General features: G+C 61.1%; 19 protein-coding genes. 7 read left to right on the forward strand and 12 right to left on the reverse strand.

Features of this window, described 5'->3' with window-relative positions; genetic code table 11:
• Positions 1-23 precede the first annotated feature (23 nt).
• Positions 24-611: a penicillin-binding protein activator LpoB gene (lpoB, locus tag ACGSLL_RS07085; protein WP_394504411.1), complete on the forward strand. Its 588-nt coding sequence runs from the start codon at positions 24-26 to the stop codon at positions 609-611.
• Positions 612-614: 3 nt separating this feature from the next.
• Positions 615-1358, forward strand: coding sequence for a penicillin-binding protein activator LpoB (locus ACGSLL_RS07090; protein ID WP_394504413.1), 744 nt, complete (start codon positions 615-617; stop codon positions 1356-1358).
• 85 nt (positions 1359-1443) lie between these two features.
• On the opposite strand, the gene rhtB is transcribed toward ACGSLL_RS07090, so the two are convergent.
• From rhtB to ACGSLL_RS07105, 3 genes are all read right to left on the reverse strand, one after another.
• Positions 1444-2076 carry a homoserine/homoserine lactone efflux protein gene (gene rhtB / locus ACGSLL_RS07095; protein WP_394504415.1) on the reverse strand — a complete coding sequence of 211 codons (633 nt, stop codon included), beginning with the start codon at positions 2074-2076 and terminating at the stop codon, positions 1444-1446.
• A 194-nt stretch (positions 2077-2270) separates the two neighbouring features.
• Positions 2271-2852, reverse strand: coding sequence for a mechanosensitive ion channel family protein (locus ACGSLL_RS07100; protein WP_093097147.1), 582 nt, complete (start codon positions 2850-2852; stop codon positions 2271-2273).
• Positions 2852-4762: an ATP-binding cassette domain-containing protein gene (locus tag ACGSLL_RS07105; RefSeq protein WP_394504418.1), complete on the reverse strand. Its 1911-nt coding sequence runs from the start codon at positions 4760-4762 to the stop codon at positions 2852-2854. Before ACGSLL_RS07105 ends, ACGSLL_RS07100 begins: the two co-directional genes overlap by 1 nt.
• Positions 4763-4812: 50 nt before the next feature.
• Between ACGSLL_RS07105 and ACGSLL_RS07110 the strand changes: the two genes are divergently transcribed.
• Positions 4813-5274: a TIGR02444 family protein gene (locus ACGSLL_RS07110; RefSeq protein WP_394504420.1), complete on the forward strand. Its 462-nt coding sequence runs from the start codon at positions 4813-4815 to the stop codon at positions 5272-5274.
• Here ACGSLL_RS07110 and ACGSLL_RS07115 read toward each other — a convergent pair.
• On the reverse strand, positions 5271-6530 hold the full coding sequence (locus tag ACGSLL_RS07115; RefSeq protein ID WP_394504422.1) for an AlgP family protein: 1260 nt from the start codon (positions 6528-6530) through the stop codon (positions 5271-5273). The two genes, ACGSLL_RS07110 and ACGSLL_RS07115, sit on opposite strands and share 4 nt — an antisense overlap.
• A 192-nt stretch (positions 6531-6722) precedes the next feature.
• Here ACGSLL_RS07115 and ACGSLL_RS07120 point away from each other — a divergent pair, with 192 nt between their 5' ends.
• Positions 6723-7388, forward strand: coding sequence for an FKBP-type peptidyl-prolyl cis-trans isomerase (locus tag ACGSLL_RS07120; RefSeq protein WP_394504424.1), 666 nt, complete (start codon positions 6723-6725; stop codon positions 7386-7388).
• A 61-nt stretch (positions 7389-7449) separates the two neighbouring features.
• On the opposite strand, the gene rsd is transcribed toward ACGSLL_RS07120, so the two are convergent.
• The 7 genes from rsd to ACGSLL_RS07155 all read right to left on the reverse strand — a co-directional run bounded on the left by rsd (position 7450) and on the right by ACGSLL_RS07155 (position 13846).
• Complete coding sequence (rsd, locus tag ACGSLL_RS07125; RefSeq protein WP_394504426.1) at positions 7450-7908, reverse strand: sigma D regulator; 459 nt, start codon at positions 7906-7908, stop codon at positions 7450-7452.
• A gap of 183 nt (positions 7909-8091) precedes the next feature.
• Positions 8092-8643, reverse strand: a complete 552-nt coding sequence (locus ACGSLL_RS07130) for a disulfide bond formation protein B (protein WP_394504428.1) — start codon at positions 8641-8643, stop codon at positions 8092-8094.
• A gap of 218 nt (positions 8644-8861) precedes the next feature.
• Positions 8862-10100, reverse strand: coding sequence for a heme biosynthesis protein HemY (locus tag ACGSLL_RS07135; RefSeq protein WP_394504430.1), 1239 nt, complete (start codon positions 10098-10100; stop codon positions 8862-8864).
• Positions 10097-11239 carry a uroporphyrinogen-III C-methyltransferase gene (locus ACGSLL_RS07140; protein ID WP_394504432.1) on the reverse strand — a complete coding sequence of 381 codons (1143 nt, stop codon included), beginning with the start codon at positions 11237-11239 and terminating at the stop codon, positions 10097-10099. The genes ACGSLL_RS07135 and ACGSLL_RS07140 overlap by 4 nt, the downstream gene beginning before the upstream one ends.
• A 16-nt stretch (positions 11240-11255) precedes the next feature.
• Positions 11256-12023, reverse strand: coding sequence for a uroporphyrinogen-III synthase (locus tag ACGSLL_RS07145; RefSeq protein WP_394504434.1), 768 nt, complete (start codon positions 12021-12023; stop codon positions 11256-11258).
• Positions 12020-12961 (reverse strand): hydroxymethylbilane synthase, encoded by a 942-nt coding sequence (gene hemC, locus ACGSLL_RS07150; protein ID WP_394504436.1) that lies wholly within the window; start codon positions 12959-12961, stop codon positions 12020-12022. Before hemC ends, ACGSLL_RS07145 begins: the two co-directional genes overlap by 4 nt.
• 138 nt (positions 12962-13099) lie before the next feature.
• Complete coding sequence (locus ACGSLL_RS07155; RefSeq protein WP_394504438.1) at positions 13100-13846, reverse strand: LytR/AlgR family response regulator transcription factor; 747 nt, start codon at positions 13844-13846, stop codon at positions 13100-13102.
• 470 nt (positions 13847-14316) lie between these two features.
• Here ACGSLL_RS07155 and argH point away from each other — a divergent pair, with 470 nt between their 5' ends.
• Positions 14317-15711 carry an argininosuccinate lyase gene (argH, locus tag ACGSLL_RS07160; RefSeq protein WP_394504440.1) on the forward strand — a complete coding sequence of 465 codons (1395 nt, stop codon included), beginning with the start codon at positions 14317-14319 and terminating at the stop codon, positions 15709-15711.
• Positions 15712-15840: 129 nt separating this feature from the next.
• On the opposite strand, the gene ACGSLL_RS07165 is transcribed toward argH, so the two are convergent.
• The gene (locus ACGSLL_RS07165; protein WP_394504442.1) at positions 15841-16500 is read right to left on the reverse strand and encodes a glutathione S-transferase family protein; all 660 of its coding nucleotides are present in this window, start codon (positions 16498-16500) and stop codon (positions 15841-15843) included.
• Between the two features lie 124 nt (positions 16501-16624).
• On the opposite strand from ACGSLL_RS07165, the gene ACGSLL_RS07170 reads away from it, so the two are divergent.
• Together ACGSLL_RS07170 and ACGSLL_RS07175 are read left to right on the forward strand one after the other, a co-directional pair.
• Positions 16625-16915, forward strand: a complete 291-nt coding sequence (locus ACGSLL_RS07170) for a hypothetical protein (protein WP_258451189.1) — start codon at positions 16625-16627, stop codon at positions 16913-16915.
• 257 nt (positions 16916-17172) lie between these two features.
• A complete protein-coding gene (locus ACGSLL_RS07175; RefSeq protein WP_101161561.1) occupies positions 17173-17418 on the forward strand; it encodes a TIGR02647 family protein in 246 nt (81 codons plus the stop codon).
• Positions 17419-17531: the final 113 nt, after the last annotated feature.

Here is a 17531-nt window from a genome sequence, read left to right on the forward strand (position 1 = left end):
TTTCTGCTTCAGAGAGCACTGCCATGTTTGCACGCTTTTCCTGCATCGCTGTCATCGCCTTGCTGGCCTCCGGTTGCGCCGATACTTCGCCGACCCTGGGGAGCCGTTACATCACCTACGGCGACACCAAGGCGGTGGAAACCGTGACCAATGAATTCGGCTCGACCGATCTGCAAATGATTGCCGAATCGATGACCCGCTCGCTGGCCCAATCCGGCGTCCTGCGAGGCCGCCCGGTGGTTCAGGTCTACGATGTGAAGAACAAGACCAGCGAGTACATCGACACCCGCGATATCACCAACAGCATCAAGACGCAACTGATGAAGACCGGGGTTGCCCGCTTCACCAGCGACAATAATGCAATGCAAAGTCAGATTGACCAGCTAAAGCTGCAGAATCAGAGTGGCCTCTACAAGAAAAGCACCGTGGCGAAGACAGGGAACATGATCGCCGCCAAATACCGCATCGAAGGATCGATCAGTTCGATCGTCAAGCGCAGCAGCGATTACAAGGACGTCTTCTACAAATTCAGCCTGCAATTGATCGATGTCGAAAGCGGTCTGGCCGAGTGGATGGACGAAAAAGAGATTCGCAAAACCACGGAGCGTTGAGCAATGCGCATTTGGATCGGCATGATGGCCCTGGCTTGCGCTCTCAGCGTGCAGGCAGCACCGAAAGTTGCGGTGATGGATTTGGCGTATCAGCAACGCGTGGAACAATACATTCACAGCGTATCGGCGCAAGACCACCACTATGAGGACGATTACAGCGTCAGCGGCTCCTCGAACTATAACGAGAGCGAAGCGACCAGCAGCTACATCGAGCAAGGCGAACTGCGCCGGTTCACCGGCGACATCAAGGGTGAAATGCTGCGCACCGGCCTGTTCCGGCTGGTGCAGGGCACGCCGCACACCGCCTCGTCGAGGGGCGATGTGTACGATGTGATCAAGCGCATCAGGGCTGGCAATTTCAAGGGCGCCGACTATGTGCTGTTCGGTACGGTGTCCGACATCGAGTTCACTCAGGACATGAACGAACTCGCGCACACCGATAGCTATTCGGCGGTGCTGGCGTTGACCCTCGTGGCAGACTTCAGCCTGATCAATACCAAGACCTTTGAAATAACCTCGGCATTTACCGCGATGGGTGAAGCGCAGGATACCCGACTGGTCAACGCCCGCGACGTCAGGGTCTCGCTGAACCGGCCAAGAGTGGTACGTGAGGTATCGAAGGCATTGGGTGAGGATGTAGCCGGGCAGCTAAGCCTGCAATTGGGTGGCGAAGGTTACGAGCCGCCGCGCGAAGAACCGCAGCGCAATAATCTGCCGCCCGATACCGCGCCGGTGATCCTGCGCTGACGCGGGCTTTCGCTCGCGTCCTTGCTCTGCGCCCAGGCACGAAAAAAGCGACCGGCAACGGTCGCCTATTTTGTACCTGCGCGGTTTACACCGCCGCTTTGCGCAACGTCGCCATGAACGCCGCCGCACCGATGAACAGCCCGGCAAACGTGCGGTTCATGCGGCGCTGCTGCTTCGGCGTGCGCAGCAAACGCAGCACTTTCGAAGCCAGGCCGGTGTAGCCCGCCATGACGATCAGATCAACGAGGATCATCGTCACCCCGATCACCAGATATTGAATCAACAACGGCGCATGCGGGTTGATGAACTGCGGCAGCACCGCGAGCATGAACACCAGCGCCTTGGGATTGCTGATGTTCACCAGAAACCCGCGGAACACCAGCGCCAGCGGCTTGCCGATCGGCCGCACTGCGGCGTCATCGCTCATGTCCATGGGCAGCGCACGCCACTGTTTGATCGCCAGATAAACCAGATAGGCCACGCCGAACCATTTGATCGCATGGAACGCCGTGGCGGAAGCCGTGAGGATCGCGCCGACCCCGGCGCCGACAATCGCAATCTGTACGGCCAGACCGATCTGCAGGCCGAGGGCGTTCCAGTAACCGCGCCAGAAACCGTATTGCAGACCGCTGGACATCGACGCGATGGCGCCGGCACCCGGCGACAGACTGATCACCCAGCAGGCGGCGAAAAACGCCAGCCATGTTTGAAGCTCCATCGCACACCTCGACTGATGCTTGTGACAAATGCCTAAGCTAATGCGGCTTCGTGTGGATGACTACCGATTTCTTGCTGAATGTTGCAGGTGCGGCTGACGGCCCCTTCGCGAGCAGGCTCGCTCCCACAGGGAGAACGCATTCCAATGTGGGAGCGAGCCTGCTCGCGAAAGCGTCGGAACAGGCGCCGCAAAAATTACTTTTCGAACCCGCTCGACGGAAACACATCCGTCCCGCGCCAGCGCCGCACCGAGCGTTGGAAGAACAGGCTGTTGGGCACCTGGACCATGGCGCTGCCGGTGCCGAGTTCTTCGGCCTCGATCAAGGTGGTGTAGAGCAGATTGATCGCCACCACCCGGCCTTTGACCCCCGGTTTGTCAGTGGTGTCGACCAGCTCGACGACATCGCCGAGGCGGAACGGCCCGACGGTAAAGATCAGGATTGCGCAGAGCAGGTTCGACAACACGCTCCACATGGCGAAGAACGCCACCGCCGCCACCGCGACGAACCCGGAGAGTGCGGTCCACAGCACCGTCGCCGAAACCCCGAGCCGTTCCAGCACGAAGATCACCGCGCTGCCCATGATCAGCCAGCGCAACACACCGCGCAGCGGCATCAGCAGTTGCGGCGGGAACGGATAGCGCTCACCCAGACGGGTCAGGCCCCTGGCGACCACGCGCTGGGTCAGATAGCCGGCGAGCAGGATCAGCAGAATCTGCACGCCGAGCCAGATCGGCTCGATCCACATGGCCGGCAGCGGCAGTTTGAACGCCTCCATCAGGACAGCGCCTCCAGCTCCGCCTGCATGCTTTCCAGAGTCTCCAGCGCTTCCATCCAGGCTTCTTCAAGCTCGGCTTCGCGAACTTTCAATTTGGCCTGCTCGGCGAGCAGATCGCGCAGTTCGTTCTTGCGCGCCGGCTCGTAGATATCACTGTCGCCGAGACTCGCGTCGACTCTGGCGAGCTTTTCGTGCAGCTTGCCCAGCTCGGCCTCGAGCTTGTCGGCCTCACGCTTGTGCGGGGCCAGCTGCTGACGCAGCGCCGCAGCCGCTTGACGCTGAGCCTTCTTGTCGGTCTTGTCCGGGTTCACCGGGGTGTTGCTCACCGGCGCGTTGCGTTGGCGATACTCGACCAGCCAGCGCGCGTAGTCTTCGAGATCGCCATCGAACTCTTCGACCTTGCCGTCAGCGACCAGGTAAAAGTTGTCGGTGGTGCTCTTGAGCAAATGCCGATCGTGAGACACCACCAGTACCGCGCCGCTGAATTCCTGCAGGGCCATGGTCAGCGCCAGGCGCATTTCCAGATCGAGGTGGTTGGTCGGTTCGTCGAGCAGCAACAGGTTCGGCCGTTCCCAGGCGATCAGTGCCAACGCCAGACGGGCTTTTTCACCGCCGGAAAAATTCAGCACCGGCTCATCGATGCGCGCACCGCGGAAGTCGAAACCACCGAGAAAATCGCGCAGGGTCTGTTCGCGCTCGGTCGGTGCCAGACGCTGCAAGTGCAGCAACGGGCTGGCCTTGGCATCGAGCGAATCGAGCTGATGCTGAGCAAAGTAGCCGACCACGGTGTTTTCACCGCGGGTGAGGCGCCCGGCCAGCGGTTCGAGTTCGCCGGCGAGGTTCTTGATCAGCGTCGACTTGCCCGCACCGTTCGGACCCAGCAGACCGATGCGTGCGCCTGGAGTCAGTTGCAGCTTGACCTTCTCCAGAATGGTTTTGTCGCCATAACCCAGACGCGCATCGGAGAGGTCGATCAGCGGGCTGGAGATCTTGCTCGACTCGCGGAATACGAAATCGAACGGCGAGTCGACATGCGCCGCCGACAGTTCTTCCATCCGCTCAAGGGCCTTGATCCGGCTCTGCGCCTGACGAGCCTTGGTCGCTTGTGCCTTGAAGCGGGCGATGTAGCTTTCCATGTGCGCACGCTGCGCCTGCTGCTTCTCGTAGGCCTGTTGCTGCTGGGCCAGACGCTCGGCACGGGCGCGCTCGAAGGCGGTATAGCCGCCACGATAGAGAGTCAGCTTGCGCTGGTCGACATGGGCCACGTGATCGACCACTTCATCGAGGAAATCGCGGTCGTGGGAAATCAGCAGCAAGGTGCCCGGATAGCTTTTCAGCCATTCTTCGAGCCAGATAATCGCGTCGAGGTCCAGGTGGTTGGTCGGTTCGTCGAGCAGCAGCAGGTCCGATGGGCACATCAGGGCCTGCGCCAGGTTCAGACGCATCCGCCAGCCACCGGAGAAATCGCCGACCTGACGATCCATCTGCTCGTTGCTGAACCCGAGACCGGCGAGCAGTTTGCGCGCCCGCGCATCGGCGGTGTAGCCGTCGGCGCTGTCGAGCTCGGCGTGCAGGCGCGCCAGCGCGGTGCCGTCGTGGGCTTCCTCGGCGGCGGCGAGCTCGCGCTGCACTTCGCGCAGGCGCAGGTCGCCGTCGAGCACATAGTCGACAGCCAGGCGCTCAAGCGTATCGACCTCCTGGCGCATGTGCGCGATGCGCCAGTCGGCCGGCAGCAGGCAATCGCCCGAATCCGGGTGCAACTCGCCACGCAGCAAGGCAAACAGGCTGGATTTGCCGGCGCCGTTGGCACCGATGAGGCCGGCTTTGTGGCCGGCGTGCAGGGTCAGCTCGGCGTCTTCTAGCAGACGTTGCGGGCCACGCTGTAAAGTCAGGTTCTGAAGTCGGATCATAATGGCGGCGGAGTCTACCAGCTTCGCTCACAACTGGCGCGAGTAGCACGATGTCCTCTGACCTGTGGAGCTTTGCCCTGAACGTCTACGCCCAAGCGGGCGTGGAAGATGCCTGCCTGCAACTGCAAACAGCGGGTGCCAATGTCTGCCTGTTGCTGTGTGGTGTGTGGCTGGAACAACGCGCGGTAGCGTGTGACGAACAACGCTTGAGCCAGCTGAAGACGCTGACCGAGCCTTGGGATGCAGAGGTGGTGCAGCCGCTGCGAACACTGCGGATGCATTGGAAAACCCGGGCGGTCGACGATGCCGTGTTGAAAGGGATGCGCGAGCAGATCAAGTCACTTGAGCTCGAGGCTGAGCGAGCATTGCTGTCACGGCTTGAGGGTGTAGCGCAGGCGTGGGCGCGAAACGCCGCCGGTTCGACCACCTGGCTTGAAGGATTGGCTGGCGCCGCAGCCAGCCCGAACCGCGACGCGCTGCAAGTGCTGCGCGTCGCGGCAACCGGCACTTAGGAAGCGCTGGTCGGGTTGTTGCTGACACTCGATGCAGCGGCTGGCGATGGCGCAGTCGACGGGATCGAGGTAGTAGCGGCAGGTGCAGCGGCGGCTGGCGTGGCCGGAGTGGCTGGCGCGGCAGGCTTGGCCGCTGGAGCGGTGGCCGGTTTGGCGGCGGCTGGTTTGGCAGCGGCTGGTTTGGCAGCGGCTGGTTTGGCAGCGGCGGGTTTTGCGGCAGGCTTTGCAACGGGCTTGGCAGCAGTTTTTGCAGCAGCAGGCTTGGCAGCGGCGGTGGCCGGTTTAGCAGCGGCGGCTGGCTTGGCTGCCGGTTTTGCGGCGGCTTTTACTGCTGGTTTTGCAGCTGGCTTGGCGGCAGCTTTTGCAACTGGTTTTGCAGCTGGCTTGGCGGCAGCTTTTGCAACTGGTTTTGCAGCTGGTTTTGCAGCAGCCGGTTTTGCGGCTGGCTTGGCAGCTGCGGTTTTGGCGGCAGGTTTAGCGGCGGGTTTCGTCGCAGCTTTCGTCGCAGGTTTAGCAGCCGGTTTGGCAGCTGCGGTTTTCGCTGGAGCGGCTTTGCTCGCGGCTGGTTTCGCAGCCGGCTTGGTAGCGGCAGCTTTAGCGACAGGCTTGGCGGCAGCAGGTTTGGCAGCGGTGGTTTTCGCCGCCGGTTTTGCTGCGCTCGCGGCAGCCGGTTTTTTCACCGCAGGTTTCGCCGCAGTTTTGGCAGCCGGTTTGGCCGCAGCTTTCACCGCAGCCTTGGCAGCAGGTTTGGCTGCCGTTTTAGCAGCAGGTTTAGCCGCTGCGATTTTTGCTGGAGTCTTGCTGGCAACCGGTTTGGTGGCGACTTTCTTCGCTGGCGTGGCGGCTGGTTTGGCTGCGCGGGTGGACAGGACTTTGCCTACGGCTTCTTGCACACGACCGACACCCTGCGCCAGTTTCAGGCTTTCCTGGGCATCGCGCTTGAGCTGCAGAATGTAGCTGCGCGTCTCGGACTGACGATCTTTCAGCGCATCGAGCAGGTCTTCCAGTTCTTTCACCGCGCCCTTGGCTTTGGTCTGTGCCTTGGCTTTGCCGGCCGCTGCTGCGTCCTGCAATTTGGTGCGCGATTTGTGCAGTTTTTCCTGCGCCTTGCCGCGTTGTTTTTCCAGTTTGGCGAGCAGTTTTTCAGCATCAGCCAAGGCTTGCGAGCAAGCGTTTTCCAAATGCTCGAGCAGGCTGCCCGAGAGTTGTTGGAGTAAGTGCAACGGAGTATTTACAGGCTTCTTGGTGGCCGACATGGTTTACCTCCTGGCTGACGTGAGTGCGGCTCATACTAGACCTCTGCTGATACCGCCGCTAGGGCATCTTGACAGTATCGAAACCGTTGCGTTGCACCGAAGCGAAAATGTCTTGCATGAAAACCAAAGCAGTTAACCGATGCAGCGCTTTGCGCTGGCATAATCCAGCACATCTCAGGTCGGAGAGTGCCCATGTCGCGCTACGTTTTATTATCCCTTTGCGTGCTTTTTTCTGTCGCCCATGCCGACGAAAAAAACGCTGCGAATGATGCTCATGATCTGGCTTACAGCCTTGGGGCGAGTCTTGGCGAGCGCCTGCGTCAAGAGGTTCCGCAGTTGCAGATTCAAGCGCTGATCGAAGGCTTGCAACAGGCTTATCAAGGCAAGCCACTGGCATTGAGTGAAGCGCGTATCGAGCAGATTCTGGCTGACCACGAATCGAAGAATGCCGAGCAGGCATCGCTGCATTCGAGCGACGCTGCGATGGAAAACGAACAGCGTTTTCTGACGGCTGAAAAAGCCAGACCCGGCGTGAAGGAATTGGCCGACGGCATCCTGCTGACTGAACTTGTTCCGGGTAACGGCGCGAAGGCCGGTCCCGATGGAAAAGTGCAGGTGCTGTATGTCGGCAAGCTACCGGACGGCACCGTGTTCGATCAGAACACTCAGCCGCAATGGTTCAACCTCGACAGCGTGATTGCCGGTTGGCGCACCGCGTTGCAAAACATGCCGGTCGGGGCGAAATGGCGATTGGTGATTCCATCGGATCAGGCTTATGGCGCTGACGGCGCCGGCGACTTGATCGCACCGTTCACGCCGCTGGTGTTCGAGGTGGAATTGCGCGGTGCGACGAGCTGATCAGGTATAAAAAAAGGTGCGCTTTCGGGCGCACCTTTTATTTGCTCAGGCTTTTCAATAATCAGGCCTGAACCGGCTCCTCAGCTTTGTGCGCTGTATGCAGCACTTCGATCAGGCAGTCTTCGAGCTCAAAGCGCTCGTGCAGCAGACCGCCCAGCTCCTTGAATTTCTCCGCGACGCATTTGCCTTCATCACACAGATCGTTGAACGCAAGCAGCTTCTCGGTAATGACGTCGATGCGCGGATAGATCGTCTCGGCGAGTTCCAGGCCGCGCTTGTCGTTGAACGCTTTGGCTTCGCCGGTCAGCTGTTCGTAGATTTCGAAGTGGCCGGCCGAAACGTAATCAACCAGCACACCGCAGAATTCCTGCAAAGGCTTGCGGCTTTCCGACAGGGCTTCAGGCTGCGCACCCAGCTTGTCATAGGCGCCGATCAGTTCTTCACGCTCCTGCAACCAGCGGTCGATCAGCAGATGAACTCCACCCCAGCGTTCCTGAGCATTCTGACAACTTTCGAGCATGGCGATCTCTCTTCCCTTGTGGGTCATGCTGCTCTACACCCGCATCCCTGTTCTGGTCTGGATTGGGGGGACGGTCGGGCAGAGCGTCATCGAGCAACATAATTCCAATGACACGTGCGGGCCAGATTATGCCCGCGCGCTTATGGCTTCAAGGTACGCAGGAGATAAAGTTCATACAAGTGTTTAATCGCGCAGCAGCAGCGCGTGCGACGCTTCGCCGCTGAGCGGGCGTTGCAGAGCACTCCAGACCAGCCGCAACAATTGATACACCGCCAGAATCGATACCGCAACGAAGAACAGCAGACTCCATTCCGGAATGCTCAGATCAAACAGCGTCCAGGATATTTCTGCGCATTCGGCGCCGCCGGTAAACATTTGCTGCAACGCACAGAGCCACGACAGCCCACCGAGAAACGACTCGGGAGCCGCTGTGCAATGGTGCAATTGCAGCACGGGGTCGCTCTGGATCAACACTTGCCGCCAGGCAGCCGTGGTGCCACCCAGACTCGCGCCCAAGGTAAGCAGCCAGTACAACCCCAGGCCGACGCGCTTGGGGCCGTGCACTGCGGCCACACCACTGCAAACGCAGAGCAACGTGAGGAACAGACGCTGCACCAGGCACAGACTGCAAGGCGCCAGGCCGACCGCGTATTCAAGATAATAGGAGGCTCCCAGAGCAATGGCCCCCGCAATGAAAGCCATGAAGAACAAGGAGCGTGAGCAGGCCAACGACATGGCTATTCCGTAACAGTAGAGACAGGCGGTTACGGTAGAGGAAAGCGTGTCAGCCTTTCAAGGCGGGGCCCTGCGGACAGTTCACCAGAGGTGTAGGGAAAACCCGACAGGTTCAATAGGAATTGATGAAGCGCGCTGTAGGACTTTGCCCCGCAGCCCCACTGAAGATCGAATTGCAGCAGTAAGCGGTAGCGAGGGAGACACCTCCCTCACCCATTTCAGACCGCTGTCGACACCGGCAACGGCGCCGCCAGCAAGCGCTCATCCAGAAGACCAAGGCCTTCCTGAAACAACTGATTGCTGCGCTCGGTGTCACCCAATTGCGCCAGCAGCCGCGCCAGCTCGGCACAGGTTTCCGGATTGCGCTGCATGCGCAGGCTGCTTTCCAGGTAATCCCGCGCCTTGCCCCACAGACTGGTTTGCAGACACAAACGGCCCAGGGTCAGCAGCAGGCTCGGATCGTTCGGGTGGTCCTTCAACCAGCCTTCGGCGGTCTGCAACTGACGCGCCGGATCGCTGCCGCGCACCAAACCGTAGAGGCGGGCAAGATGGCTGTCGTATTTGCGCTTGAGCGCGGTGCGCAGCACCTCTTCGGCCTCGATCTGAGCGCCCAACTGGCGCAGTTGTTCGGCATACGCCAGCACCAGCGAAGGCTCTTGCCGTTGCGCCGAGGTCAGTTGCTGCCAGGCGCGAGTCAGCGATTGCAGGCCCACGCTGCCGTCTTCTTCGCGCTGCGCGGCCAGCGACAGGTTTTCACCCCAGGCACGACGCTCCAGTTCAGCCAGCTCCGCCGGCGGTAGGACCTTGTCCTTGCGCAGCTCTGGTAGCAGACGGATCACCGCCGACCATTCGCCGCGCTGCTGATACAAACGCTGCAACTGGCGCAGCGTTTGCGCATTGTGCGGATGCCGCTCGTGCATCGCTTGCAAAGTCACCAGGGCGCCGTCGGTATCGCCACGGTCGGTCTGCAATTGCGCGTGACTCAAGGCGATCGCCAGTTCCGCCTGCGGCTGACGTTCCAGAGCGCGTTCAAGCAACCGATCGCATTCCTCGTAATGACCTTGTTCGTTAGCCGCGCGGGCGGCGCCAAGGTAGTAGAGAAGCGGTTGGCGCTCGGCTTCGGCGGCTCGCGACAGATGCCGCTGCGCGCTGGCCCAGCGGCCTTCGGCCAGATCCAGCTGACCATGTTCGATCGCCACCTGCACGCGCCGGCTGCGGTTACGCCGCGACCATGGATTGACCACACCGCTGGAGGTCATGATCAATTCGATCAGCACCTTGATGCCCCAGACGATCAGCCACAACACGGCGATGACCGCCAGCGTTGCCCACAGGCTCGATTCATAGCGCAAGCTCTTGTAAGCCACCAGCACGTAACCGGAATGCTCGGCAATCGCCAGCCCCAGCGCCGCTGTTGCCGCGATCACCAGAAACACGATCACATACAGGCGTTTCATGGCGTGGCCTCCTGCGCAGCGTTGGCAGCAGGCTTGGCAAACGGTTTCACCGACTCTTCAGCGTTGACGTTGCGTCGCTCAAGATAGGCCTGCACCGCGCTGAGGGTGCCGGCCAGATCCGGCGTCACGACCGTCACCGGTTCCTTGCTCAGCTCGCCGACCTGCTCCAGCATCACCTTGCTTTGCGGATTGTCGGGATTGAAATTGCCCTTGAGCACATCACGCGCCTCGGCCAGCGCCTGGGTATACACCGACGCCTGCCCATTGAGGGCTGCCCACTGCGCCTGCTCCAGCGCCAGGCTCAGGGCCAGACGCACCTGACTCAGGCTTTGCCCGGCCAGCAACGGCTTCACATTCTTGTCGGCGTTGAAATCGATGCGGATATAGCGCGACACCTTGTCCCACCACTGCGCCCAGCGACTCGCGCCGTCGCCGTCGGCGGTCAGACCCAGCAGCGATTCGCCGCGGTCCTTGTACTCCGGCGCCAGCTCGGTGAGATTGATCACTTGATCGCGCAGCGCGCCCAGGCGCAGGAACAACCCGGTGCGGTCCGGCTGCTCGGTGCTGCGCAGCGCCACCAGGGTTTTCGCCACTTGCTCGCGCGCGGCGAACGAACCCGGGTCGTTTTGCTCGCGAAGAATTTCGTCGGCGCCCTGCACCAGCGCCTGAGCGCTGCTGATGTCCTGCAAGGCTGACAGGCGCAGGCTGGCCAGACGCAGCAAATGTTCGGCTTCGGCCAGACGCCAGTCCTTGCGGCTGGCGCCCAGCACGGTTTCCAGACGCTGGTTGAGGCGCTGCTGATCGCCCTGCAACTGCGTCACCAGACGCTGGCGTTCGGCAAGTTCGTCGGCCCCCGGCAGTTGCGCGAGGCGCTCGGTCAGGCGCTGCTCGTTGAGCTTCAGGCTCTGCGCCTGATCGTTCAACGCCTGCACCTGAGCGGACTGTTGCTGAGTATTGGTCTGCAGGTGACGGACCTGCCAGACACCCCAGCCGCCGATCGCGACACCGGCGGCGCCAAGCAACAGGGCGACGATGGCCAGTCCATTGCCTCGGCGCGGCTTTATGGCCGGCGGTGGAGTTTCAACCTGGGTATCGGTCACAGGTTGCACATCATCTTTAGGCAAGGCTGTTTCGCTCACGTATCCATCCTTTGCATCAGAGAACGGCCACGGGATGTTCCCGTAACGCCGTCAGCAAAGCCGCGGCACTCGCGCCGCGGCAATCCACAACTGTTTGAGCCCCGGCGGCACGTGCCAGCTCGGCGACTCTCGGGCTTGGTACAAACAACGGCAACTGCGCGATGCCTGGCCAGGCAGCACCGGCCATATGGCGCAGGTGCTCGAAACCCTGTCCACTGCTGACCACCAGGCCGTTCAAGCGTTCCGCTTCGATCCGCTGTGGCAGTACTTGCGGCGCATAGCTCGGCAGCTCGCGTCGATACAGCTCCAGATACTCGACACTAGCACCTGACTCGCGCAGACGCTCGGCGAGCAACTCGCGCCCGCCCTCGCCACGCAGGATCATCACCCGCGCACCAGACTCGCTGAGCACCTGACGCAGACGCGGCAATTGCAGCAAGGCTTCGCTGTCATCGCCAGCCTCCGGGAAATGCACGTCCAGGCCATGCTCGCGGAGAATCTCGCCGGTCGCCGAGCCGACAGTGAACCACGGCATCGTCAGCGACTGCGGCTCGTACGCATCAAGCAGATCCAGAGCAATGCGCGCCGCCGGCTTGCTGACCACAATCACCGCGCTGCAATCGGATAACCGCTCCAGCGCCTGACGGATTGTGGCAGACACCGGCAGCGGAGCTATTTCCAAAAGCGGCAGGCAACTGCTGAAAATCCCCTGCGCGGCCAACGTCTCGGCCAGCGCCGCGCAGTCGTCCGCAGGGCGTGTCAGCAGCAGGCGCCAGCCGGTCACTCGTGGCCTGCCTCGCCGTACACCGCTTTGAGGATGTCGTCGGCGCCCTGGCGCAGCAAGTCTTCGGCGACCTGCACACCCAACGCTTCGGCATCGTCGCGTGGCGCACGGGCTTCAGCGCTGAGCAGCTTACCCCCGCTTGGCTCACCGACCAGACCGCGCAGCCACAATTGCTCGCCTTCGAGCACGGCATAGCAGGCGATCGGCACCTGGCAGCCGCCATTCAAATGTTTGTTGAGTGCACGTTCGGCGCTGACGCGCGACGAGGTGTCGGCGTGATGCAAAGGCGCCAGCAGCGCATGGATGTGCGTATCGGCGCTGCGGCATTCGATGCCCACCGCACCCTGACCACCGGCCGGCAGGCTGTCATCGACGCTGATCGCCGAAGTGATGCGTTCTTCGAAGCCGAGGCGGATCAGACCGGCCGCCGCGAGGATGATCGCGTCGTACTCACCGGCATCGAGCTTGGCCAGGCGCGTATTGACGTTGCCACGCAGGAAACGGATCTGCAGGTCCGGGCGACGCGTCAGCAACTGCGCCTGACGACGCAGGCTGGAAGTGCCGACGATGCTCCCGGCAGGCAATGTTTCGAGACTCCCATAGGTGTTGGAAACGAAGGCGTCGCGCGGGTCTTCGCGCTCGCAGATGCAGAACAGACCGAGGCCCGCGGGGAAGTCCATCGGCACGTCTTTCATCGAGTGCACGGCGATGTCGGCTTCGTTTTCCAGCAGCGCGGTTTCCAGTTCCTTGACGAACAGGCCCTTGCCGCCGATTTTCGAGAGTGGCGAGTCGAGCAGCTTGTCGCCGCGACTGACCATGGGCACCAGCGTTACCTGCAAGCCGGGATGGGCCGCTTCCAGACGGGCTTTGACGTATTCGGCCTGCCAGAGGGCCAGCGCACTTTTTCGGGTGGCGATGCGGATTTCGCGAGAGGACATGGATCAATCCGTACTGAATAGATACGGCGGATAATAACAGCTCAGTCAAATCCACTTTGACCTGAATCAGAAACGACGCGGCCTCCCTGGCCTGTGATGCCCGGTTTCAACAAACTGCAGCCGCCCGGAGTAACCGGGTCAAAGCCCCTGCATCATTTTGCGTACGCCGGCGACATGGCGACGGCTGACGATCAGCGCATCGCCATTGAGGCCTTTGAGAAACAGTTGGAAATGCCCGAGCGGCGTGCGTTGCAGACGCTCGATGCGGTCGCGGGCGACCAGCGCGTTGCGGTGGATCCGCACGAAGCGCTCGCCGAATTCGTCTTCCAGCGCCTTGAGCGGCTCGTCCAGCAACACCTCGCCGGCCTCGTGGCGCAAGGTCACGTATTTGTGATCGGCTATGAAGTACACCACCTGATCCAGCGGGATCAGCTCGATGCCTTTACGAGTGCGGGCGCTGATATGGCTGCGTGGGCCGTTGCCGCTTTCGGCAGCGGGACGGGTCAGCGACGAGAGTTGTGCCCGGTTGGGGCGGTCAGCCCGCTTCAGGACTTCCTGCAAATGTTCGGTTCGCACGGGTTTCACCACATAGCCCACGGCGCTGGCCTGCAGGGCTTCCACGGCAAATTCATCGGGGCTGGTGCAAAACACCACGGCCGGCGGCGTTTCGCGTTCGCACAGTCGGGCAGCCACCTGCAGGCCATCGAGGCCCGGCATGCGGATATCGAGCAAGACGATATCCGGCTTGTGGCTGTCGATCAGTGCCAACGCCTCCTCGCCATTGGTGGCGCTGGGCTCCAGAACTGTATAACCCTCAAGCTCGCTCACCATTCGGCTGAGGCGCTCGCGAGCCAGTGGTTCGTCATCAACGATCAGGACATTCATATTGCGCTGGATTCCTGCGTGAGTCTCGCACAAGGATAGCTAGACAGGTGAAGTGACGTCCGTCACCGCGATCCACGCTAAGACTAGCCCGAGCGCCAAAAAGTGCCGTACGTCGGCCAGCAATATTTGCCAGTGTCCGGGTCGTACTGCTCGAAGCCCGCTGTTTCTTGCGTTTTTCACGGGGTTTGCCGAAGGACAATCCACCCACCCCCTCTTCTTATAGTCGGCGCCCTGCCCTTTGCGCGAGACAAAGCCACGCCAACCCTTACGTCCAACTGTAGACGTTCGTCGGAGCGATATTGCTCAATCGAAAAATATCCTTGCGCAAATTCCCGGCGGGCAGCGCCAACCGCGGCCGACATGCGCCGAAAAAAACGTATCGACCGGTGTCAGCGACAGGATTGGCAACCCTGTTATTATCCGCGCCAGCGTTTCACGCCTTCTTTCTTCAAGCCGATACGAGCGAATTCATGAGCACTGACAAGACCAATCAGTCCTGGGGCGGCCGCTTCAGTGAACCCGTCGACGCCTTCGTCGCCCGCTTCACCGCCTCCGTCACCTTCGACCAGCGCCTGTATCGCCACGACATCATGGGCTCGATCGCCCACGCCACCATGCTGGCCAAGGTCGGCGTGCTGACCGATGCCGAGCGCGACAGCATCATCGACGGCCTGAACACCATTCAGGGCGAAATCGAGGCCGGCCAGTTCGACTGGCGCGTCGACCTCGAAGACGTGCACATGAACATCGAAGCGCGCCTGACCGATCGCATCGGCGTGACCGGCAAGAAGCTCCACACCGGGCGCAGCCGCAACGACCAGGTCGCCACCGATATCCGCCTGTGGCTGCGTGACGAAATCGATCTGATCCTTGCCGAAATCACCCGCCTGCAAAAAGGCCTGCTGGAGCAAGCCGAGCGCGAAGCCGCGAGCATCATGCCGGGCTTCACGCACCTGCAGACCGCGCAACCGGTCACCTTCGGCCACCACATGCTCGCCTGGTTCGAAATGCTCAGCCGCGATTACGAGCGTCTGGTCGACTGCCGCAAGCGCACCAACCGCATGCCGCTGGGCAGCGCCGCGCTGGCTGGCACCACGTACCCGATCGACCGCCAATACACCGCACAACTGCTGGGCTTCGACGCCGTTGGCGGCAACTCGCTGGACAACGTTTCCGATCGCGATTTCGCCATCGAATTCTGCTCGGCCGCGAGCATCGCGATGATGCACCTGTCGCGCTTCTCCGAAGAGCTGGTGCTGTGGACCAGCGCGCAGTTCCAGTTCATCGATCTGCCAGATCGCTTTTGCACCGGCAGCTCGATCATGCCGCAAAAGAAAAATCCCGACGTGCCGGAACTGGTACGTGGCAAGACCGGCCGTGTGTTCGGCGCGTTGATGGGCCTGCTGACCCTGATGAAAGGCCAGCCGCTGGCCTACAACAAGGACAATCAGGAAGACAAGGAACCGCTGTTTGACGCCGCCGACACCCTGCGTGATTCGCTGCGTGCGTTTGCCGACATGATCCCGGCGATCAAGCCCAAGCACGCGATCATGCGTGAAGCGGCACTACGTGGCTTCTCCACCGCGACCGATCTGGCCGACTACCTGGTACGCCGTGGCCTGCCGTTCCGCGACTGCCACGAAATCGTTGGCCACGCGGTGAAATATGGTGTCGATACCGGCAAGGATCTGGCCGAGATGAGCCTGGAAGAGCTGCGCCAGTTCAGCGATCAGATCGAGCAGGACGTGTTTGCCGTGTTGACCCTGGAAGGCTCGGTAAATGCCCGTGACCATATCGGCGGGACTGCGCCGGCGCAGGTCAAGGCAGCGGTGGCGCGCGGTCAGGCCCTGCTGGCCAGCCGCTAAAAGCCAAAAGCTTCGCGAGCAGGCTCGCTCCCACAGGGGATTTTTGTCGGCCACAAATTTTGTGTTCAACAAAAATCCAAATGTGGGAGCGAGCCTGCTCGCGAAGGCTTCCTCAGAGCGCTAAAAATCTCACTTCTTGGCGGCAATCATCGCCAAAAACGCCGGCATCGCCGCATCCTTGTCCGCGGCAATCTTCTGCACATGCGGATTTTGCTCAAGCCGCTCCAGCAGCGCCTTCGCCTGTGGCATGTCTGCCAGCCAATCGATCCCGAACAGCTTCTGCCCGACCGCACACGCCAGCGGCACGCTGTAGAGGAAATACAGATCCGCCATGCTCAAACTGTCGCCCGCTACATACGGGGCGAACTTGCCGTGCCGGCCCAGCGCGGCAAAACCCAGCTGCAGCTCAGTGCGGGTCTTGTCCTTGATCGCGTCCGGCAGGGGCATGCCGAAAAACGCTTCGCCGTAACAGGCGCGGCCCGGCAGTTCGATGTACAGCTCGATTTCCTTGGCGATCGCCAGTACCTGCGCGCGTTCGAACGGGTCGCTCGGCAACAGTGGCGTGCCTTTCTGAGTCTGCTCGAGGTATTCGAGGATGATCGCGGTTTCGTTGATGTAACCGGCGTCGACGCCGAGCACCGGCACCTTGCCGCGCGGGCTGATGGCCAGCGATTCTGCGGTTTGCGTCGGATAAAACGTCACTTCTTCGAAAGGCAGGCCTTTTTCCAGCAGCGCCAGTTTGACCATGTTGTAGTAATTGCTGACAGAGAAACCGTAGAGCTTGAACATCACAGAGCCTCCAGGCCGTGCGGGGTGGGCAGTGCCTGTTTATAGATCGCCACGGTGATTCCCGCCAGCAGCATCACGCCGCTGAATGCGGGTAAACTGGGCGCCTTTCCTTGAGGAGCCTGCCATGAGCGAGCCGACAGATATCGTCAACGATGACGACGAAGAAGCATTCACCGAGGCAACGCTGATCGAAGCCATCGAAAACCAGATCGAGAGCGGCAACCCGCCGGCGGCTAAAGCGACGTTCAACAAGCTGACGTTGGTGGGTGTCGAGCGCGAAGAGATCCTCGAACTGATGGCGCATGTGCTGGCTTGCGAGATTGACGCGATGCTGGATGAAGACCGCGCGTTCGATACCGAATGGTACGAAGCGGCGCTGCGTAAATTGCCTGAGCTGCCACCAGAAAAGCAGTAACAGCACCGTATCCTGTGGGAGCGAGCCTGCTCGCGAAAGCGGTACACCAGCGAAACAACGCTGAATGACACTCCGCTTTCGCGAGCAGGCTCGCTCCCACACAATTTGTCACCCATCTATTCGGCCTGCGGCCGAGCCCCGACTACACTGGAATCCGTCTCAAGACAAAATCCCTTGATCTGAGCACTGGACATGCCGCACCCGCGGGTTCACCTTAGGGGCGCTGTCGTCCAATTCCTAGAAAGTCTGGAGTCCTTATGTCGCTTACCCCTGAGTTGGTTGCCGAACTGGAAGTCCTCGCACTCTTTCCCCTGGACAGTTCCCAGGAAGGTCTGAAAATTCATCAGACCGCTGCCCCGAAACACATCGCCGCTGCCCAGCGCCTGTTTGAAAAAGACCTCACCGATCAGCCCGATGGCGGCTATCTGACCAGCCTCGGTCGCGATGCCGCGCAAAACGTGCAAACCGTGCTGACCATTTTGAAAGAGCAGGAAACCGCCTGATTCCCTGACTTCGCCCACGGAAACTCCTGCCACGGGATTTCCGCGGGCCAGCCATTTTGTTCCGCGATAGAAACCTGACGTCAAAAAACAAATTCAGCTGAAACTCCCGCTGC

The sequence above is a fragment of the Pseudomonas retamae genome, from assembly GCF_043496865.1.
GTDB classification, from domain to species: domain Bacteria; phylum Pseudomonadota; class Gammaproteobacteria; order Pseudomonadales; family Pseudomonadaceae; genus Aquipseudomonas; species Aquipseudomonas retamae.